This window comes from Peteryoungia desertarenae, from assembly GCF_005860795.2.
Lineage (GTDB): Bacteria > Pseudomonadota > Alphaproteobacteria > Rhizobiales > Rhizobiaceae > Allorhizobium > Allorhizobium desertarenae.
This window is the reverse complement of the sequence record NZ_CP058350.1, coordinates 2,537,978-2,556,906: the sequence shown is the minus strand read 5'-3', so window position 1 is coordinate 2,556,906 and position 18,929 is coordinate 2,537,978. Positions and strand designations below refer to the sequence as shown.

The window sequence follows — 18,929 nt, the reverse complement described above, 5'->3', positions numbered from 1 at the left end:
GATGGCTCGAACCTTGCGGAGAGAGCCGGTTTTCCACGGGCCTTGAACCCGTCAGGAGGCGAAAGAATGACTGATGTAAACGTGACCCTTTCCGAATCCGCGGCAAAGCGAATCGCCGCCGTTGTCGCCAGTGACCCCGAAAAGAGCGCTCTGCGGGTATCGGTCGAGGGCGGCGGCTGTTCGGGATTCTCCTACAAGTTTGACCTCGATACCGCCCCCCATGACGATGATGTGGTGATCCAGAGGGACGGTGCCAAGGTGTTGATCGACCCCGTATCGCTCATCTACATGGCCGGCTCGGAAATCGACTTCATCGACAATCTGATGGGGCAATCTTTCCAGATCAAAAACCCGAATGCCGTTGCAAGCTGCGGCTGCGGCACCAGCTTCTCCGTTTGAGGAATTCATGAAAATTGCCACCTGGAATATCAACGGTGTGAAGGCTCGCATCGAAAACCTCTGCCAGTGGCTGGAGACTTCCCGTCCGGACATCGCATGCCTGCAGGAGATCAAGTCCGTCGATGAAGGCTTTCCTCGCCGTGAAATCGAGGCGCTGGGATATCATGTCGAAACCCATGGGCAGAAGGGTTTCAATGGCGTCGCCCTCCTCTCGCGCATGAAGCCGGATGAAGTCCACAGAGGCCTGCCGGGCGACGACGGCGACGAGCAGGCACGCTTTATCGAGGGCGTTTTTTCGGTTGAACGCGGCGCGATCCGTGTCGTCTCGCTATACCTTCCGAATGGCAATCCATCGGATGATCCGGTGAAATATCCCTATAAGCTGGCCTGGATGGCACGGCTTGAAGCCCTTGCCCGGGATCGCATGGCGCTTGAGGAGCCGCTGATCCTGGCCGGTGATTACAACATCATTCCAGAGCCCTTCGACTGCAAGGATCCGAAGCAATGGGCAACGGATGCCCTCTTCCTGCCGCAAAGCCGCAGCGCCTTCCGCAGGCTGGAACATCTGGGTTTCGTCGACGCCGTGCGGGCAACGACAGATGAGGCGTCACTTTATTCCTTCTGGGACTACCAGGCCGGCGCCTGGCAGAAGAACAACGGCATCCGCATCGATCATCTGATGCTGTCACCGGAGGCGACCGATCACCTGCGGTCGACCGCCATCGAGAAGCATGTCCGCGCCTGGGAAAAGCCCTCCGATCATGTACCGGTTGTTGGCCACTTCGCGTTCAACTAACAAAAAATGGCTCCCCAAGGAGCCATTTTTTGATCCTGAAAAGTAGAAGTTACTCGACCTGCTGGAAAACCTGCGGCGCAATTGCGACGGCAACCCGACGGTCTTCTTCGTTTGCCACCGAGAACGCCTGTTCCTGCATTTCCTGCATCCAGCCGCAATCGACAGGGCTGCAGCGCTCCAATGCTGCCGTTAGAAAAGCCAGACCTCTCACGGTCTGCCCCTCCTGGAAGAGAACGTTGCCAAAGACTGCCATGGCACCGGCATGGCCGCTGCGCCGCGCCAGATTAAGCCACTTTTTCGCCTGCTGGACATTGGCGCGACCGCCCTCGCCTGCAAGGATCATGCGCGCCAGCTGGAACTGGGCTTCCGGTACACCAAAGGCCGAGGCAGCCTGGAAATAAAGCTGACGGGCCTGGGCCAGATCGGCGGTGACCGGGCTTCCGGGAATGCCGTCCTTATAGTAACGCGCCAGCGCCATCAGAGCATTGACGAAGAAGCCCGTATCAGACGATCCGGGTTCGACACCCTGGCTGGCTATCTCGGAATAAATCTTGAAGGCTTCGAAGTCGTCGCGGACCACACCGTCTCCGGCCGCATACATGTTGGCCAGCGCCCAGCGCGAACCCGTGTGACCTTTTTCAGCCGCATAACGATAGGCCTCGACGGCTTCTTCCTTCTGACCCTTCTTGTAGGCATTGAAGCCGAACTTGAAGAGATCGAAGGGACCGGATTCCTTGGTTACCGAACCATTTATGTCGAATGCTCTAGCCGGCACGCCTGCCGACAAGACCAGCATCGCCGACAAGACCAGCATCGCCGACAGAAGCACTGCCGCCGGGGATTTCCACTCACTCAACCGCATCGTAGCGTTATTCTTCCATAAAGCCGAGACCATCACAGTCCCATCCCTTCCCGGATGACCACCCGCGAGACCTTCGGCATCAGACTGCCCATGAACGAATGAATATCTCGTTCACACCCGTCAATATCTAGGGCGTTTACGCGTCTAACCGCGTCCACTTCTGTGTTCCGCATGCAACAGATAGTAGATCCTGTTTTCGGCAAGACTAGGACCCTGCCGTGACCAAGCTGGCCTTCTTCCCGTTGAGATCCGGCACAATCGCCGGAAAGGCAGAACCTGCCTGAAAACTCAATGGCTTCCGCGCCACACCACATCATGCCGCACACACTCAAAACACAAGAACCAGCACCACGCCCATGTCCTGCCAGCAGCCGTGCACCTGATTTGTGGCGGGATATGGACAATTTGGGCAAAGCCGCGTTGCCCCCTGCGAGGATAGATGAGACGTTGCACAAATGTCACAAATCCTGATGCCCAGACGCAACAAAGCCCGGACATGCCGGGCTTTGCGCAAATTGCGGGTATCCGATTTTAGAAGCGGACCTTGAGCGATGTGGAGACAGCTGCGGCCAGATCAGTGCCGAAGTCGTAGGAGATTTCATTGCCGTAGGTTACGCCCTTAACCGTTGTGGGTCCAGAACTGCCCGACGTAAGCAGACTTAATGCACCGGCAAGCCGGAACTCCACATTCTCACTCGGCGTGTATGACACTCCGGTTCCAAAGGTCCAGGTGTCACTTTGAGAACCAAACCCCTGCGAAGTACCTCGATCCCAAGTCACGGAACCCGCGATACTCCACTGGTCATTTAGTTTGTGGCCGATGCCGCCACTGACCGTCCAACCGTCGCGGTACGCAAGACTGAGAGCCGTCGCCTCAGGTGAGGTGGTTCCAGCAACAAAAAATGGGATACGTTGTAGCTGGCTCCAGTCCACCCACTTTACAGATCCAAATGCCAGCCAGCCAGGCGCAATACCCGACTGAACTTTAAGTTCGACAGACTCAGGCATGGCCGTTGAGCCATAAACTGGAGAAGACCTGCCAAACAAACCACCACCACCAGGTACCAACGCAGAAATTCCGCGAAGATCAAGAGTCCCCGTGATGTCATCAAGCTCTACCTCGCTGTTGTAAACGAGGCTCGCGCGCAATGCATACTCTGTGATCTCATATGCCGCGCCAATCCGCCATCCATAGCCGTCGCCTTCCAGATCAAGGCGACCTATACCGGTACCAAACGCGGCAGGTATTTGCGCTACCAAGCGCTCTTTGAACCCGTAGACCTCTTGGTGAAACCCGCCAGCAATCACCCTGAATTGTCCAGGGCCAACGTCGAATCTATAAGAGCAAGTGAGTGCGTAGTTGTTACTGCTTATTTTGGTTTCCGCGTTGTCATTCGCCCCAGCCCAGTTAAATCCAGGTTTGGTGTGAGCGCCCCAAGGCTGAGAATAATCAGCCATACAATCTACAGAATCCGTCAAGCTCGCTTTAAAACCAATCCGCGGCACAAAGTAGCTCTCGGTCTCGGATGCAGTCGTCGCCCGCGTATTCAAATTACCGTTTCCATTGTTCGTATCCCGAACATTCTTCAGCGTACGATCCGGCGCCACGTATGTCACGCCACTTTCCGCCACATATTGGCCAGGATCGAACAGCAGGTCGATGTTGTAGCCACCGCGCTCAAGGCCGCCGGCATGGGCGATTCCGGCTGCAGCTGTTGCCGCAAGCAGGGCCAAACTTGTTGATTTCACGATATTAAACGCCATCTCACTCCCCAATATTGGCAAATCATCAATCGCCATAGTAGCCGTCCGGCCACGAATGGCAATCTCGCCATGTTTTCTTCACAATGTAAGGAACATGGTAAATTCTTACGTAAAATATCTTACGTGCACGTTACACCGCAGGCAGAAGGAAAACAAATCCCAAAACGAGCTAATCTCAACGCATAAATGGGAATTCTATTCTATAAACTCACCAAAGCGTTGCAGCAGGACAACAGTCGTCGCGACATCGCAGTTTTTTGCTCTCCAAGGCATAACTGACTGAATTCTGCAGAAAATCATGCGCTGCAACATGAAAATCCACCCCAGAATTCGGGTGGATCGTCGCCAGCAGTCCCAGTTTGAATCATTGCCCCAATGACGAAGGCCGCCCGGAAGAGAGCGACCTTGGAAAAACATTTCTGTAAGCCCAATCAGCCGGCTTCCTGGACCCGTTGCAGGGCAGCCAATAGGCTCGCCCTCTGGATTTCGAGCTCCTGCTTGCGCTCCCGCTCCGCAGCTACAACCTCCGGATTGGCATTGGCAACGAATTTCTCATTGCCGAGCTTGGCGTTGATGCGGGCGAGCTCCTGGTCCACCTTGGCGATAGCCTTTTCCAGTCGCGCCTTCTCCGCCACCAGATCAACAAGCGTCCCAAGCGGCAGGCAGGCCGTTGCCTCACCGATCACGATTTGCGCGGCGCCCTTCGGTGCCGTTTCGGCGAGTTCGATCGTCTCGACACGCGCCAGCCTCTTGATCGACGCTTCATGATGTCGTGCTCGTTCCTGCGTCACACCGTTTGCACCGACAATGACCAGCGGTGCCGTGGCTCCAGGCGGTACGTTCATTTCAGAGCGAACCGAACGGATGCCGGTGACGAGGTCGATCAGCCAGTTGATGTCGGCGGCCGAATTCTCGTCCGAGAATTCCGGAGCCGGCCAGTCGGCATGGCAGAGAAGGGTATCACGCGACACGCCCTCACCTGCCGTATGGGCCCAGAGCTCCTCCGTCATGAACGGCATGAACGGATGCAGCAGCTTGTAGATCTGTTCCAGCACATAAGCCGCGCAGGCCTGCGCCTCCTTCTTGCCGACCTCGTCCTCGCCCATGAAGACTGGCTTCAAGAGCTCCAGATACCAGTCGCAGAACTGGTTCCAGACGAAGCGGTAGAGCGAGCCTGCGGCGTCGTTAAAGCGATAGCTTTCGATCGCTTCGGTGACCTCGGCTTCCGTGCGGGCAAGCTCGGTCAGGATCCAGCGATTGATGGCAAGCGTAGCCGTCTCCGGCAGGAATTTCGGATCGGCCTTCACACCGTTCATTTCGGCAAAACGCGTGGCGTTCCACAGCTTGGTGCCGAAGTTGCGGTACCCGGCGATGCGGGCCGGATCGAGCTTCACGTCGCGCCCCTGGGCGGCCATGATCGCCAGCGTAAAGCGCAGCGCGTCTGCGCCATATTCATCGATCAACTCCAGCGGGTCGATGACGTTGCCCTTCGACTTCGACATCTTCTGGCCGTTCTTGTCGCGAACCAGCGCGTGAACATAGACCGTGTGGAAGGGCTCGACGGGATTGCCGTCCTCGTCCTTCATGAAGTGCAGGCCCATCATCATCATGCGGGCGACCCAGAAGAAGATGATGTCGAAGCCGGTAACGAGAACGTCGGTCTGATAGTACTTCGCCAGTTCCGGCGTGTTGTCCGGCCAGCCGAGCGTCGAGAAAGGCCAGAGCGCCGACGAGAACCAAGTATCGAGCACATCCTCGTCGCGGGTCAGGATCTCGCCGGGCTGGAAGTTTTCAAGCTTCTCCTGAACCCAGGCCTTCCATGGGCCTTCATGGGCGAGATAATGCTGGACTGCGGCGTCAAGCGCCTCTTCCTCTGTCTTTTCGACGAAGACCTGGCCATCCGGTCCATACCAGGCCGGGATCTGGTGACCCCACCAGAGCTGGCGCGAGATGCACCACGGCTCGATGTTTTCCATCCATTCGAAATAGGTCTTTTCCCAGTTCTTCGGGACAAATTTGGTGCGGCCCTCGCGGACAGAGGCAATCGCCGGCTCGGCCAGCGTCTTGGCATCGGCAAACCACTGGTCGGTCAGCATCGGTTCGATGACAACATTCGAGCGGTCACCGAAGGGCTGCATGATCTTCTTGTTTTCGACATAGGGAATGTCGTTACCCTCTGCGTCCTTGACGGTGACGGCGAGACCTTCGGCATTGATCGCATCGACGATCCGCTTGCGGGCCTCGTAGCGGTCAAGGCCGCGATAGTCGTCGGGAACGAGATTGATTTCGTCGACTTCCGCCTCATTCGGCAGATGACCGGTCTTGGCAATCTCCAGAGCACGCGCCGCATAAACGGCATAATCCTCGCCGTCATCGCGCATTTTTGCCTGGGTATCCATCAGGCGATAAAGCGGGATCTTGTTGCGGCGGGCGACCTGATAGTCGTTGAAGTCATGCGCGCCGGTGATCTTCACCGCGCCAGAGCCGAATTTCGGATCCGGATATTCATCCGTGATGATCGGGATCAGACGACGATGCTCTTTTGGCCCAACAGGAATTTCGCACAGTTTTCCGACGATTGCAGCATATCTCTCATCTGTTCGATGAACAGCAACCGCACCGTCACCCAGCATGGTCTCGGGCCGCGTGGTCGCGATCGAAATGTAGTTCCGCTCCTCCTGGAAGGTGACGTTGCCATCCTCATCCTTCTCGACATAGGTATAGGTTTCCCCACCCGCGAGCGGATATTTGAAGTGCCACATATGGCCGTCGACTTCCTTGTTCTCGACCTCGAGGTCGGAAATCGCGGTTTCGAACTTCGGATCCCAGTTGACCAGCCGTTTGCCGCGATAGATCAGACCTTCCTTGTAGAGCGTAACGAAGACTTCGAGGACGGCAGCCGACAGGCCTTCGTCCATGGTGAAGCGTTCGCGCGACCAGTCGCAGGAGGCGCCGAGGCGCTTCAGCTGGTTGAAGATCAGGCCGCCGGATTCGGCCTTCCATTCCCAGACCTTGTCGATAAAGGCTTCGCGGCCCATGTCCCGGCGGGTAATGTTCTGGCCGTTTTCGGCCAGCTTGCGCTCGACAACCATCTGGGTCGCAATACCGGCATGGTCCATGCCCGGCTGCCAGAGCACATCCTTGCCGCGCATGCGCTCGAAGCGCACCATGATGTCCTGCAGCGTGTTGTTCAGCGCATGCCCCATATGCAGCGAGCCGGTCACGTTCGGCGGCGGGATCACGATGGTGAAAGTGTCCTCGCCCGGCTTCGCATTCGCGCCGGCACGGAAGGCATCCGCCTCATCCCAGGCTTTGGCGATTTTCGGTTCGACAGCGGCGGAATCATAGGTCTTTTCGAGCATTTTGGGACCGGAATTTCGAGTTCGTGAAGGAGGGTTGTAAACAGGACGGGCTACGACGAGTCAATAAAAAAGCCGCTCCGAGGGAGCGGCCTCAATACCCGATGGGGCAGATGATCAGCGTCGCGGACCGCGGGCGACGCGTTCAATTTCCTCGCGCACGAGGCGTTCCACCAGTGTCGGCAGATTGTCGTCGAGCCATTCACGCAGCATGGGGCGCAGCATCTCCTCGGCCATTTCATCCAGGGAGCGGCGCTGCTGGCCATCAATGGCAGCGGCGAGTTCTCCGAAGGAACGGGACACCTGCTGGACTGTCGTTTCCGAGATCAGCGTTGCGAGCTCCTGCGCCGGCGCAGCCTTTGCAGTCACATCCAGCGGGGCTTGTTCCATGGCAGGCGCCTCTACCGCTGGAGCTGCGGCAACCTGCTCTTCTTCCATGACGGGACCGACTTCAGTCACAGGCTCCTGCCTGGCAACGATTTCAGCCAGGCTGTCCATAGCGTGTTCGTCGCGCAAGCCCGCAGATTTCGTCTCCATTTCAGGAGTCAAGGTCGGCTCAGTTGCCGACGCCGGGAGTTCCATTGCCGCCATGGCTGCCGATGCCTGGACCAGCGGAGCGCGAAGCTCGGCAAGGCGCTGCGGCAGGATCGGGCTTTCCATCGGCTTGCCCATATCGGCATGGCGGCGCTCGCCGGAAAAGGCTGCCGGACGCTCGAACCGCTCGGAGGCGGAGCGCACCCGCGCAGCAAGGTCAGCAAGGGACACGCTCTTTTGCGGTTCCTTTGCCACGATCTGTGACGGCTGGGCGGCAATGGCAGGCGCAGCGGTTGCCTTGGGAGCCAGCGCCGCATTGATGCCACCAGACGGCGCGGGTTGGGGGGACGAAGGAAACACTGGCTCCGGCTCCGGTGCAGCGGCAACGGGTCCGCGATCATTGGCCGGCGTGAAATCAAGTGAACCGAGATCCGTTTCGTCAAGGTCGAAGGACGTGGTGCCGATTTCCCCCGCGTCTGCGGCAGACGCATAGGCCTCACCGAGGTCGAGATCATCGGACTTGCCGTTGACCGGGTCGTTACTTTCAATGATCCGGCGAATGGATGCCAGGATCTCTTCCATGGACGGTTCACGCGCTACGCTTGGCTGAGCCATACTAATCCCCGTTGTCCTAAAGAGTCTTCGGTCGGCAAAACCATCGCCAAGCCGATTCGCCTTGACCCTAGGATACTCGTTCCCTGAAAAAAATCACGTCCGGACCGAGAAATGCCGTGATGCACAGATTTCCCCGGCAGGTGATTCTCTATTGCCACTATGTGATGCAAACATGAAACACCCGTCCGGGCGGTCAGCCAGCGGACGGGTGATGGCGATGCGGCAGAATCATGAGTTTCAGAAAACGAATTCTGCAGCGCGGCGGAAGCCCGGAAGCGGCTTCACGCAGGTGTTGAAGCTGTCGACATGGGAGACCGAACCACCGTTCTTGACATAAAGACGGGCGCGCGAGGCATTGCCATTGCCGATGACGGCAACAAGACGTCCACCATCGCGAAGCTGGTCGAGCAGTGCGTCCGGCACGACTTCAACGGCACCGCTGAAGAAGATCACGTCATAGGGCGCTTCCGCCGCATAGCCGGCTTCCATGTCACCGACGACGACAGCCACGTTGTCATGACCCAGCGATGACAGGGTCTCGCTTGCCTGATTGGCCAGCGCTTCATCGGCTTCTACGGCAAGCACCGAATCCGAAAGAAGGGAAAGAAGTGCTGCGGCGTAACCTGCCCCGCAGCCGATTTCCAGAACCACATCGGACTTGGTGATTGCGGCGAGCTGAAGAAGCTTGGCGAGCGGCGACGGCTCCATGATGTAGCGAGCCGGACGACCATCGACAGGCGCTGCAATACGCAGATCCTCGTCAATATAGGCGAGCTGCTTCATGTCACTCGGCACAAAAGCCTCGCGCGGCACCGTCAGAAATGCGCTCAGCACCGAATGGGACGTCACGTCCGTTGTGCGAAGCTGATTGTCCACCATCTTGATGCGTGCTGCTGCGAAATCCATCATATCCTGTAGCCCCTGTCCGCCGGGAATTCGTGGGCATGTCTTAATTGCAGCAAGACCGGCTTTCAAGACATTGCTTCCGCTGCGGACACTTTATCACAGACACGGCACAAGGCGACACTGTCACCTCCGCCATGCAACAGACCGGCAATCGGGTTTGTTAGCACCGCTCAGCGTAGAATGCGTCAATATAAGTTGAATGGCTTTGGGGAAAATTTGGAGGCCTCGCCCGGAATCGAACCGGGGTGCAAGGATTTGCAGTCCTCTGCGTAACCACTCCGCCACGAGGCCGTCCGGAAGAAAAGTGCGTGTGGTGGCTGGCGTTTAGAACGTATCCAGAAAGAGCGCAAGGGGAAATTTCAAAAGCCAGAGCATGACCCGCCTTCCCCTTGCATCAGGCCTTTCAGCCGGCGCGTTTCACCTGTGGATAGCGCTTGCGCCACCAGACTGCGATGCGGCGACGGCGGCGGCGGACGATGGACAGGTCATGCGACAGAACGAGAAGGCCCGCAGGGACCATCCAAAAACCGAGAATGGGCAGAAAGCCGAGAAAGCCGCCGCCAATCAGCAGCGTGCCGGCGGCAATCCGCCCGCTTCTTGATCTCGGGAAAGGGATTTCAAGCCGATCAAGCACCAAACGTCCCCGTTCGGCATCGATGCGGTATTTTCGAGTGGACACGCACAAACTCCCTGGAAACAGCGCTGTTTCGGCTGAAACGCGCGGCACCTCATTTGGGATGCCCACAAAATAAAACAAGCCGATCACATTTTTTTTGAAAAACCGCTTGGCAAATCGAACAGGCATTTGTATTACCCCGCTCACACCGCGCCAAGCGGCTGTTCCCTGGTAGCTCAGCGGTAGAGCATTCGACTGTTAATCGACAGGTCGCCGGTTCGAATCCGGCCCGGGGAGCCAAAAAATTCAAAGAGCCGTGTCGCGATGGCGCTGACGCGGCTTTTTTGCATTTCACATTCTGCCCCGCCACGGGACATTCCGCAAACCTCAGGAAACCGCCTCTTCACCTTTCGCTGCTATCCCCTCTCCCAGGACGATGCATGCAGGAGGGCAGCCATGTGGCTCAAGCTTCACGACGGGGATGGCTTTCCCTTCTTTGTCAACATGGACAATGTGGTGGATTTCCGCTGGTTCGAGCGGGAAGGCTATACCTGCCTTTTGACCACGGCTCCGGTCGCCGAAAAGCTGCACCGGCTTTACGTGCGGGAAAATGCCGATCAGATCATGGCGCTGATCCGGGCCGAAGAGGCGCGGCGCCATCCGGGGCGCACAAGCCACGCATAAGCGTGACGGGCGCCATCCGGCTGCCGCCCGCTACCGACAGGATCTGCAGTCTGACTGCCGAATTTTCGCCAAAATCTGATCCTGACGGGGCAAAACTTCGTAGGGCTTTCCATAGCCAACAATGAAGATTGCAACATGCCCTCAAATACCACGTCCGCGAACGGCTCAAAGACGATCATCCTCTGGTTCCGCAAGGACCTGCGCCTTCAGGACAATGCCGCCCTTTCCACAGCCGTCAGCCAGGGCCTGACCATCATCCCCGTCTACATCCGCGAACCTCAGGAAGCGGCCACCGGGCCGCTGGGAGCCGCACAGGCCTGGTGGCTGCATCATTCGCTGACTGCCCTTTCTGCGTCTTTAGAAAAGCTCGGTTCGCGCCTTCTGTTGCGCAGTGGGCCGGCCCAGGAGGTGATCCCGGCCCTGATGGCCGAAACAGGTGCCTCCGGCATCTACTGGAACCGGCGCTATGACCCGAACGGCATCGCCATCGACAAGCAGATCAAGGAAGCCTATTGCCAGCATGGCCTCGGTGTCAAAAGCTTTGCCGGCCAGATCCTGCATGAGCCGACGCGACTGAAGACAGGGGCCGGCAACAATTTCCGCGTCTACACCCCGTTCTGGAAGGCCTTCGAGGCGTCCACCGAGCCGCCGGAGCCGATCCCCGCCCCGCAAGCAATTGCCGCACCCGATGCCTGGCCGTCATCGGAAGACCTGAAGGATTGGAAGCTCGTGCCGACAAAGCCGAATTGGGCGGCGCGCTTCCCGGAATTCTGGACGCCGGGCGAGGACGGTGCGCACAAGCGTCTTGCCGCCTTCATCGAAAACGGTCTCGCCGGCTATCGCACTCTGAGGGACAGTCCGGACAAGCCCAATGTCTCGATGCTGTCGCCACATCTGGCGCTGGGCGAAATCTCGCCGGCGACGATCTGGCATGCGACGCGCGGGCTGACCGACAGCCATTCCGCCGAAGATGTCATCCATTTCCGCAAGGAATTGATCTGGCGCGACTTCTCCTATCACCTGCTGTTCCATTTCCCCGCCCTTCGCAACAAGAACTGGAACCCCAAATTCGACGCCTTCCCCTGGCGGGACGCGCCTGAAGCGCTCGAAAAATGGCAGCGCGGACAGACCGGCTATCCGATCGTCGATGCCGGCATGCGCCAGCTCTGGCAAACGGGCTTCATGCACAACCGCGTGCGCATGATCACCGCCTCCTTCCTGATCAAGGACCTGCTGATCGACTGGCGCGAAGGCGAACGCTGGTTCCGCGATACGCTTGTCGATGCCGACCCGGCCTCGAATGCCGCCAGCTGGCAATGGGTCGCCGGCTCCGGCGCCGACGCCGCCCCCTTCTTCCGCATCTTCAACCCGGTGAGCCAAGGCGAGAAATTCGACCCGGAAGGCCAATATGTCCGTCGCTTCGTGCCGGAGCTGAAGGACATGCCGGCCAAATTCATCCACAAGCCATCAGAGGCGCCCTTCGCGGTCTTGAAGGAAGCAGGCGTCAGCCTCGGCAAGACCTATCCGCTGCCGATCGTCGATCACGGCAAGGCACGGGACGCGGCGATGGCGGCGTTTCAGGGGTTGAGGGGGGAGTGAGGTGTGTGTAGGCGCTTCGCGCGAAAAACTTTCTGCATTTGCTCCAAATGCCCCTCCGGCTCAATCTCTTAAAAAGTCACCGTGAGAGACTCTTCTGGAGAAGGGAATACCGGTCGTTCTACCAGTTGGCGGGCTAAGTCCTTGTTCCGGATATGCCGTCAGCCATCCCAGTACCTTCTGGACCACGCCCTCTGTGACCGGCTCATCGGTGATAGACAGCGTGACCGCATTCAGCCGATAGCCGGGACCGAAGCTTGCTGAGAGATCGCCGGGGCTGACGCGGCGCGCCGAAGCCGGGTCTTTAATGTCGTCAAAAGTGACGAGCAGCGGATAGTGCTTGCGCGGCACGTCGCGCGACTGGCCGGTGCTTGCCACCATCTGGTCGAGATAGGGAAACATCTCCTCTTTCAGCATCGCCTTTCCCTCCAATTCTGGGAAAAAGGCGGTGTAAGCCGTCCACTCACTATAGCCCTGCAGCAGCGCGAAGAGATAACGCCCCTGGCCCAGATCGACCACGACCGCCTCGCCCGACACGCCGCCGCGCTGCATACCGGCCGCATCGCCCACGCCTGTCCATTTCGGCGGAAACTCGATCCGCGCCGACGTGACCGCGCTGCCGACCTTCATGCCCTTCGGCGTTATCACGGACACCGTGAGTTTCTGACGCCATTGCCATTCCGGAAAATCGAAAAGCAGATCGCAGCCGGCGATCGGCAGACACAGGGCCAAAGCCACGAGAATCCTCAGCATTAACCCTCCTCGCACAACTCAGAGGCGCATCATATGCAGATTTCCCGGTCAGGCATGAAGATCCGGTGAAGAGAATGCTTAAACTTGTAACGATCGACACAGGAAGCCGACGTCTGCGCATGTGAAACACCCCCTCTGTCACTGCGTGACATGTCCCGCACAAGGGGGGAGATGCCCGGCAGGGCAGAGGGGGCTCCATGCGCAATGCCCTTGGGTGTCAATCGACCGCGCTTGCTTATTGTACGCATTCGCGTACAATAAGCTCATGAGAACCACATCCTACAGCGACCTGCGCAAGAACCTGGCCTCCCTGCTCGACAGCGTGACGGACGATCGGACGCCCGTGCTGATCACCCGTGATCGCGGCAAGCCTGCCGCCGTTCTGATGTCGGTGGAGGATTTCGCCTCCTATGAGGAAACACAGCACCTATTGAAGAGCCCCCGCAACGCGGAACGCCTGCTTGAAGCCGTGCGCGATCTCGACGAAGGCAAGGGCGACGTGCGCGAGCTTTCGGAGTGAAGCTCATCTTCCACGCGCGCGCCTGGGAGGACTACCTGTATTGGCAGTCCAGCGATCCGAAGATGCTGGCGCGCATCAATCAATTGATCAAGGAAAGTAGCCGGTCTCCTTTTCAGGGCATCGGCAAACCGGAGCCGCTGCGGGGCGAGTTGCGTGGCTGGTGGTCGCGACGGATCGATCAGGAGCATCGGCTGGTCTATCGCCCGACGGACGATGGGCTCCTCATCGCGCAATGCCGCCATCACTACTGATCTCTTCGGACCCCGGCCCTCAAACTCTTGCTTGCCCGATCCTCTGCTACGCATTAAATTGACCACATATAGTCATTCTTGGAGGCAAGCTTGTCGAGCATGAGTGTTGCCGATGCCAAGGCAGGATTCGCAAGTCTGGTGGACGAGGCTGCAAACGGTGAATTCGTCACGATCACCCGTCACGGCAAGCCGGCCGCCATGCTGGTCAGCATCGAGGCCGGAGAGGCGGCGAAAAGGGCGATGGCAAAGCCTAAACCAAACTTCGGCGAGTTCCTGATGTCCTATCCGGCGCCTGCCGATCTCGACCGTAACCCATCCCCCATGCGGGACGTCGAGCTTGAGTAACGGCTACCTCATCGACACCAACATCCTCTCGCTCTTTTCGCCCGACCGAAAGCAGGCGCCACCCGAAGCGATGAGAATGTGGTTTCGAAATGAAGGTGAAGTCCTCTATGTCTCCACCATCACGCTGGCCGAGATCGAGAAGGGCCTGCGAAAGCTTCATCGTCGCGGCGGCATAGACCGAGCGCAGCGCTTAAGCGCTTGGCTCGATTCGTTCACCGAAACCTTCGGCGACCAAATCTTGCCCGTTGACACCGTCGTAGCTCGGATCGCCGGCGGGCTCGATGATCTCGCCACGGCCAACGGCACGCATCCGGGCTTGGCCGACATTCTGATTGCCGCGACGGCAAAGGCTTACGGGCTGACCGTGATCACCGCCAACCTGAGACACCTCACGCAACTCGGCGTGGACTCTGATTTTCCGGAAGCCTTCCGGACATAATCCACCCCAGAACGCATTTTCCCCGCGCCCTGCCCTGTCTTGAAAAGCCATTTCTTGCCTTTGTCCTGCGCTGGCCTGAAAAGACGGGTTCACGCTTGGCGCTGGTGGCGCGCATATTCCTGTCCAAAGGGCAAGAATCTCATGGCCGACCGGTTTTCTTATCCGCGCTTTATCATCTACTGTCGGCAAAAGACGAAAAGGCAGACATCATGGCATTTCACTCCTCCGTTCTTGAGGCGATCGGCAATACGCCACTGATCCGGCTGAAGGGCGCCTCGCAGGCGACCGGCTGCACCATTCTCGGCAAGGCCGAATTCCTCAATCCCGGCCAGTCGGTCAAGGATCGCGCCGCGCTCTTCATCATTCGCGATGCCGAGCGGCGCGGCCTTCTGCGCCCCGGTGGCGTGATCGTCGAGGGGACGGCCGGCAATACCGGCATCGGGCTCACCATGGTCGCCAAGGCGCTTGGCTACCGCACCGTGATCGTCATCCCCGAAACGCAGAGCCAGGAAAAGAAGGATGCGCTCAGGCTGCTCGGAGCCGAGCTGGTCGAAGTTCCGGCCGTCCCCTACAAGAACCCGAATAATTACGTGAAGCTGTCGGGCCGGCTCGCCGCCGAGCTCGCCAAGAGCGAGCCGAACGGGGCGATCTGGGCCAACCAGTTCGACAACACCGTCAATCGCGATGCCCATATCGAGACGACGGCGAAGGAAATCTTCGAGCAGACCGGCGGCTCCGTCGATGGCTTCATCTGTGCCGTCGGCTCGGGCGGAACGCTGGCCGGCACCGGAGCCGGCCTTCGCAACCGCAAGCCCGGCGTGAAAATCGGCATTGCCGATCCGGAAGGGGCCGCCCTCTTCGAATACTACAAGAATGGCGAGCTGAAATCCTCCGGTTCCTCGATCACCGAGGGGATTGGCCAGGGCCGCATCACAGCGAACCTCGAAGGCTTCACGCCCGATTTCGCCTATCAGATCCCCGATGCCGAAGCGCTCGACATCGTCTTCGACCTGGTTGAAAATGAGGGCCTGTGCCTCGGCGGTTCGTCCGGAATCAATATTGCGGGTGCCATGCGACTTGCCAGGGATCTCGGTCCCGGCCACACGATCGTGACGATCCTCTGCGACTATGGCAATCGCTATCAATCGAAGCTGTTCAACCCCGATTTTCTGCGCTCCAAGGGCCTGCCCGTGCCGGCCTGGATCGAGACGCGCCCGAGCTTCGACATCCCCTTCGAAACGACCGCCTGACATTTTCGACATATCGAGTCATACCATGCCCACCATCGCGCTCTATCGGGACGACTTCTATCTTTCCACGGCAGAGGCGGTGGTGACGGCCGTGCATGAGGATGGCGCCATCGAGCTGGACCAGACCTGCTTTTATGCGGCCTCGGGCGGCCAGCCGGGCGATACGGGTTTTCTGGAGCGCGTCGATGGCAGTCGCATTACGCTCGGCGAAACCCGCCATGGTGCGACCAAGGAAATCATCCTGCACCGTCCGCTTGACGGCGAAGCAATGCCAGCGGTTGGCGAAAAGCTGATTCTTCATGTGGATTGGGATCGCCGCTACCGGCTGATGCGGCTGCACACGGCCTGCCATCTGCTCTCGGTCGTCTGCCCTCATCCGATCACCGGCGCGCAAGTTGGCGAAGAGGATGCTCGCATCGACTTCGACATGGCAGAGACCATCGACAAGGACGAGGTGACGGCGGCGCTGATGCGGCTCGTCGCCGAAAACCACCCCGTCTATGTCCAATGGATCACCGACGAGGAGCTTGCCGCCAATCCCGACATCGTCAAATCGAAGAATGTCCGCCCGCCCATGGGGATGGGCCGGGTGAGCCTTGTCTGCATCGGCGAGAATTCCGTCGTTGACAGCCAGCCTTGCGGCGGCACACATGTTTCGGAGACCCAGGAGGTCGGTGCGATTCATATCGCCAAGATCGAAAAGAAGGGCAAGGAGAACCGCCGGTTCCGCATCCGCTTCGGGACCCCGGCCGCCTCTGCCTGAGACATTGACGGGAGAGACAGCATGCCGGGTGAAAAGAGCCGTTTCGTCGTTTCGGCGGATTGGGTGGAAAAACAGCTTGGCGCGCCCGAGTTCAGGATTGTCGATGCCTCGTGGTATCTGCCGACCCAGGGCCGCAATGGGGCGCTTGAATATGCGTCCGGCCATATTCCCGGTGCCGTCTTCTTCGATCAGGACGTGATTGCCGATACGACCACCGGCCTTCCCCATTCGCTTCCTTCACCGGAGTTCTTTGCAGAAAGCGTCGGCAAGCTCGGCATTTCCGCAAGCGATACGATCGTTGTCTATGACGGGCCGGGCTTCTTTTCCGCCCCGCGCGTCTGGTGGATGTTCCGTGTCATGGGCGCGCGGCGCGTCTATGTGCTCGATGGCGGTTTTGATGGCTGGAAGGCGGAAGGCCGACCAGTCGAGACGGATCTGCCGGAACCAGCACCAGCCGAATTCGTTGCAAGCTTTGACGAGCGCCGGGTTACGTCCTTCCAGCAGATGCAAGGCATCACTGAAAACGGTTCGAGCCAGATCGCCGATGCGCGCCCTGCCGGTCGTTTTACCGGCGATGAACCCGAACCTCGCGCCGGCATGCGCTCCGGCCATATGCCGAGGGCCCGCAGCGTTCCCGCTGCCAGCCTTTCGGAAAACGGTCGATTGAAGGATCTCGCCACGCTTCGGTCGATCTTCAGCCAGGCCGGGGTCGATCTCAATCAGCCGATCGTCACAAGCTGCGGCTCCGGCGTCACCGCCGCCGTAATCACGCTTGCACTGGAAAGCCTCGGCCATAGCGACAACACGCTGTACGACGGCTCCTGGTCGGAATGGGGCTCAAAAGCTGAAACACCCGTGGTGACGGGCAAGGCGGACGCTCTTCAGCCAAAGCCGCAAGGGCCGATCACCGCCCATGTCACCCGTCTCGAAATGACCTCGGCGCCGAAGGCAGGCCTGCCGGTGCCCGTCAACATCCAGACGGCGATCATGCGGACCCATGCGATCCCGCTCTCCTTCTACCGCTTCCTGCACCGGCAGGTCGGCGCACGCTGGCACTGGTATCAGCGGCTTCGTCTTACTGATGCGGAGTTGAAGGCGATCATCCACGCGCCGAAGGTTTCGATCTCGGTGCTATATGTGAATGGCGCGCCCGCAGGCTTCTACGAATTGTCGCAGGAAAGCGAGGAGCTGGTTGAGCTCTCCTATTTCGGCCTCTTCCAGCATGCGCAGGGGCTTGGCATCGGCAAGTGGTTCCTCCTGCAGGCGCTTTATGCTGCCTGGGCCAGCAATCCTCAGAAGGTAACGGTCGAAACCAATACGTTCGACCATCCGCGCGCACTGCAGCTCTACCAGCGCTTCGGCTTTTCCCCGGTCGAAACCTTCGACACCTTGATCGATCCGATCACCGAAGGCGAATTGATGCAAATGCTGCGGCGGGATGGTGGCGTCTAGATCCGGCTCCATCCCATCCGGCCGGAGTGACGCATGGGCGGCAGACGATTCGTGGGCCTATTGGCGCCTGCACCGTTTGCCCCCCAACGCTATTTTCCCATGCCCGCCTGCACTGCGGCACCCTTCAGTCGCGTCTTGATCTCGCTTGCAGAGTCCGCATCGTTGGTGGCGGTTTCTTCGCCCTGGCTCTTGAACCATTCGTCGATCAAGCCGGCGTGATACGCCAGCAGCTCGTAACAATAGATGATCTCGCGCGCGTTCGGGTCCCAGAAGGCGTTTTCCTCGCCGCAGGCCCGTCCGCTGAGGCGAATGCCATCCTCAAGCTTGTAGCCGGTGCCGAACACAGTTTCGATCATCTCCAGCACTTCCGCCTGCTTCAGGAGATCGGCAAAGAACTGCAGGTCCGGATCGCCGGCAGGCTCGTAATTGACGATCATCTTCGTCTTGGCGCCTTCTTCCATATTTTCGGCGAGAAGACTGAACCAGCTTTCGCGGGTCTGCTGGTATTCCCAGGCGCATTCCTCACGGCGGTCCTCGGGGAAGTCGAGCGAATCGGCAAATTCATCAAAATAGTCCGGATCATGTCCGGTCATCATGCAGACCATCTGATAGGCGCGCTGCCGATCGAGGCCGTGGGTTCCGAAGAAGTCGCTTTCATCGAGATCCGTCTCGCGAAAATCATCCGTCAGGAACCAGCCATCGGCAGCATCCTGCATCGCGACATCCAGTTCTACCGTGTCCGCCTCCAGCAGGAGGACTGACGAAAGCGCGTCCACCGCATCTTCCTCGCGACCCAGAACCGGCAGGTTAAACTCGGAGACGAGCATGTGTCCCGCCTCGTGAAACATGATGAAAATCGCGTTGTTGATGACGAAGTGATAGGCCTCGAGCGCCTGCTCTTCGGTCCATTCCTCTGCTCTTGTCTGCGCAGGCGCCGCCAGCAGCAGGAAGCCGGCGCAAAGCCCCAGGAAACAACGCGTCAACCGTCTCATCGATACCCCCGTTTGGACCTTGCAAAACCTAGC

The 18,929-nt window shown here is 59.0% G+C and carries 19 protein-coding genes and 2 tRNA genes; 12 read left to right on the top strand and 9 right to left on the bottom strand.

Features of this window, described 5'->3' with window-relative positions; translation table 11 throughout:
• The first annotated feature begins 66 nt into the window (after positions 1–66).
• Together erpA and xth are read left to right on the top strand one after the other, a co-directional pair.
• Positions 67–399, top strand: coding sequence for an iron-sulfur cluster insertion protein ErpA (erpA, locus tag FE840_RS12470; RefSeq protein ID WP_138288957.1), 333 nt, complete (start codon positions 67–69; stop codon positions 397–399).
• Between the two features lie 7 nt (positions 400–406).
• A complete protein-coding gene (xth, locus tag FE840_RS12465; RefSeq protein ID WP_138288958.1) occupies positions 407–1,195 on the top strand; it encodes an exodeoxyribonuclease III in 789 nt (262 codons plus the stop codon).
• Between the two features lie 49 nt (positions 1,196–1,244).
• Here xth and exoR read toward each other — a convergent pair whose 3' ends face one another.
• The 7 genes from exoR to FE840_RS12430 form a co-directional block, all read right to left on the bottom strand.
• Positions 1,245–2,057, bottom strand: coding sequence for an exopolysaccharide production regulator ExoR (gene exoR, locus FE840_RS12460; protein ID WP_138288959.1), 813 nt, complete (start codon positions 2,055–2,057; stop codon positions 1,245–1,247).
• A gap of 531 nt (positions 2,058–2,588) precedes the next feature.
• A complete protein-coding gene (locus FE840_RS12455) occupies positions 2,589–3,821 on the bottom strand; it encodes an OmpP1/FadL family transporter (protein WP_138289029.1) in 1,233 nt (410 codons plus the stop codon).
• Positions 3,822–4,252: 431 nt separating this feature from the next.
• Entirely contained in the window at positions 4,253–7,183 is a 2,931-nt protein-coding gene (locus FE840_RS12450) for a valine--tRNA ligase (RefSeq protein WP_138288960.1), read from the bottom strand.
• 114 nt (positions 7,184–7,297) lie between these two features.
• Positions 7,298–8,329 carry a PopZ family protein gene (locus FE840_RS12445; RefSeq protein ID WP_138288961.1) on the bottom strand — a complete coding sequence of 344 codons (1,032 nt, stop codon included), beginning with the start codon at positions 8,327–8,329 and terminating at the stop codon, positions 7,298–7,300.
• 237 nt (positions 8,330–8,566) lie between these two features.
• The gene (locus tag FE840_RS12440) at positions 8,567–9,238 is read right to left on the bottom strand and encodes a protein-L-isoaspartate O-methyltransferase family protein (protein ID WP_171033790.1); all 672 of its coding nucleotides are present in this window, start codon (positions 9,236–9,238) and stop codon (positions 8,567–8,569) included.
• A gap of 214 nt (positions 9,239–9,452) precedes the next feature.
• A tRNA-Cys gene (locus FE840_RS12435) sits at positions 9,453–9,526 on the bottom strand.
• Positions 9,527–9,638: 112 nt separating this feature from the next.
• Positions 9,639–9,914 (bottom strand): hypothetical protein, encoded by a 276-nt coding sequence (locus tag FE840_RS12430; protein ID WP_171033791.1) that lies wholly within the window; start codon positions 9,912–9,914, stop codon positions 9,639–9,641.
• A gap of 162 nt (positions 9,915–10,076) precedes the next feature.
• Here FE840_RS12430 and FE840_RS12425 point away from each other — a divergent pair.
• From FE840_RS12425 to FE840_RS12415, 3 genes are all read left to right on the top strand, one after another.
• Positions 10,077–10,151 (top strand) — tRNA-Asn (locus FE840_RS12425).
• Between the two features lie 156 nt (positions 10,152–10,307).
• Positions 10,308–10,535 carry a hypothetical protein gene (locus FE840_RS12420; RefSeq protein ID WP_138288962.1) on the top strand — a complete coding sequence of 76 codons (228 nt, stop codon included), beginning with the start codon at positions 10,308–10,310 and terminating at the stop codon, positions 10,533–10,535.
• A gap of 135 nt (positions 10,536–10,670) precedes the next feature.
• The gene (locus tag FE840_RS12415) at positions 10,671–12,134 is read left to right on the top strand and encodes a cryptochrome/photolyase family protein (RefSeq protein WP_138288963.1); all 1,464 of its coding nucleotides are present in this window, start codon (positions 10,671–10,673) and stop codon (positions 12,132–12,134) included.
• Positions 12,135–12,194: 60 nt separating this feature from the next.
• On the opposite strand, the gene FE840_RS12410 is transcribed toward FE840_RS12415, so the two are convergent.
• Positions 12,195–12,884 (bottom strand): hypothetical protein, encoded by a 690-nt coding sequence (locus tag FE840_RS12410; protein WP_138288964.1) that lies wholly within the window; start codon positions 12,882–12,884, stop codon positions 12,195–12,197.
• A 265-nt stretch (positions 12,885–13,149) separates the two neighbouring features.
• On the opposite strand from FE840_RS12410, the gene FE840_RS12405 reads away from it, so the two are divergent.
• The 7 genes from FE840_RS12405 (at position 13,150) to sseA (ending at position 17,904) form a co-directional block, all read left to right on the top strand.
• Entirely contained in the window at positions 13,150–13,404 is a 255-nt protein-coding gene (locus tag FE840_RS12405) for a type II toxin-antitoxin system Phd/YefM family antitoxin (RefSeq protein WP_138288965.1), read from the top strand.
• Complete coding sequence (locus tag FE840_RS12400) at positions 13,401–13,655, top strand: Txe/YoeB family addiction module toxin (protein ID WP_138288966.1); 255 nt, start codon at positions 13,401–13,403, stop codon at positions 13,653–13,655. The genes FE840_RS12405 and FE840_RS12400 overlap by 4 nt, the downstream gene beginning before the upstream one ends.
• A 99-nt stretch (positions 13,656–13,754) precedes the next feature.
• Entirely contained in the window at positions 13,755–14,000 is a 246-nt protein-coding gene (locus tag FE840_RS12395) for a type II toxin-antitoxin system Phd/YefM family antitoxin (protein ID WP_138289032.1), read from the top strand.
• Positions 13,993–14,439, top strand: a complete 447-nt coding sequence (locus FE840_RS12390; RefSeq protein WP_138288967.1) for a type II toxin-antitoxin system VapC family toxin — start codon at positions 13,993–13,995, stop codon at positions 14,437–14,439. Before FE840_RS12395 ends, FE840_RS12390 begins: the two co-directional genes overlap by 8 nt.
• Before the next feature lie 209 nt (positions 14,440–14,648).
• Positions 14,649–15,689, top strand: a complete 1,041-nt coding sequence (locus FE840_RS12385; RefSeq protein WP_138288968.1) for a cysteine synthase A — start codon at positions 14,649–14,651, stop codon at positions 15,687–15,689.
• Between the two features lie 25 nt (positions 15,690–15,714).
• Complete coding sequence (locus FE840_RS12380) at positions 15,715–16,452, top strand: alanyl-tRNA editing protein (protein ID WP_138288969.1); 738 nt, start codon at positions 15,715–15,717, stop codon at positions 16,450–16,452.
• A gap of 21 nt (positions 16,453–16,473) precedes the next feature.
• Positions 16,474–17,904 carry a 3-mercaptopyruvate sulfurtransferase gene (gene sseA, locus FE840_RS12375; RefSeq protein WP_138288970.1) on the top strand — a complete coding sequence of 477 codons (1,431 nt, stop codon included), beginning with the start codon at positions 16,474–16,476 and terminating at the stop codon, positions 17,902–17,904.
• A gap of 89 nt (positions 17,905–17,993) precedes the next feature.
• Here the strand turns inward: sseA and FE840_RS12370 are convergent, their stop codons facing one another.
• Positions 17,994–18,896: a DUF4344 domain-containing metallopeptidase gene (locus tag FE840_RS12370; protein ID WP_138288971.1), complete on the bottom strand. Its 903-nt coding sequence runs from the start codon at positions 18,894–18,896 to the stop codon at positions 17,994–17,996.
• Between the last annotated feature and the right edge of the window lie 33 nt (positions 18,897–18,929).

Bases quoted from the DNA above. Each gene is read 5' to 3' on its own strand.
- erpA (WP_138288957.1), top strand. From the start codon at position 67: ATGACTGATGTAAACGTGACCCTTTCCGAATCCGCGGCAAAGCGAATC.
- xth (WP_138288958.1), top strand. From the start codon at position 407: ATGAAAATTGCCACCTGGAATATCAACGGTGTGAAGGCTCGCATCGAA.
- exoR (WP_138288959.1), bottom strand. From the start codon at position 2,057: ATGCGGTTGAGTGAGTGGAAATCCCCGGCGGCAGTGCTTCTGTCGGCG.
- FE840_RS12455 (WP_138289029.1), bottom strand. From the start codon at position 3,821: ATGGCGTTTAATATCGTGAAATCAACAAGTTTGGCCCTGCTTGCGGCA.
- FE840_RS12450 (WP_138288960.1), bottom strand. From the start codon at position 7,183: ATGCTCGAAAAGACCTATGATTCCGCCGCTGTCGAACCGAAAATCGCC.
- FE840_RS12445 (WP_138288961.1), bottom strand. From the start codon at position 8,329: ATGGCTCAGCCAAGCGTAGCGCGTGAACCGTCCATGGAAGAGATCCTG.
- FE840_RS12440 (WP_171033790.1), bottom strand. From the start codon at position 9,238: ATGATGGATTTCGCAGCAGCACGCATCAAGATGGTGGACAATCAGCTT.
- FE840_RS12420 (WP_138288962.1), top strand. From the start codon at position 10,308: ATGTGGCTCAAGCTTCACGACGGGGATGGCTTTCCCTTCTTTGTCAAC.
- FE840_RS12415 (WP_138288963.1), top strand. From the start codon at position 10,671: ATGCCCTCAAATACCACGTCCGCGAACGGCTCAAAGACGATCATCCTC.
- FE840_RS12410 (WP_138288964.1), bottom strand. From the start codon at position 12,884: ATGCTGAGGATTCTCGTGGCTTTGGCCCTGTGTCTGCCGATCGCCGGC.
- FE840_RS12405 (WP_138288965.1), top strand. From the start codon at position 13,150: ATGAGAACCACATCCTACAGCGACCTGCGCAAGAACCTGGCCTCCCTG.
- FE840_RS12395 (WP_138289032.1), top strand. From the start codon at position 13,755: ATGAGTGTTGCCGATGCCAAGGCAGGATTCGCAAGTCTGGTGGACGAG.
- FE840_RS12385 (WP_138288968.1), top strand. From the start codon at position 14,649: ATGGCATTTCACTCCTCCGTTCTTGAGGCGATCGGCAATACGCCACTG.
- FE840_RS12380 (WP_138288969.1), top strand. From the start codon at position 15,715: ATGCCCACCATCGCGCTCTATCGGGACGACTTCTATCTTTCCACGGCA.
- sseA (WP_138288970.1), top strand. From the start codon at position 16,474: ATGCCGGGTGAAAAGAGCCGTTTCGTCGTTTCGGCGGATTGGGTGGAA.
- FE840_RS12370 (WP_138288971.1), bottom strand. From the start codon at position 18,896: ATGAGACGGTTGACGCGTTGTTTCCTGGGGCTTTGCGCCGGCTTCCTG.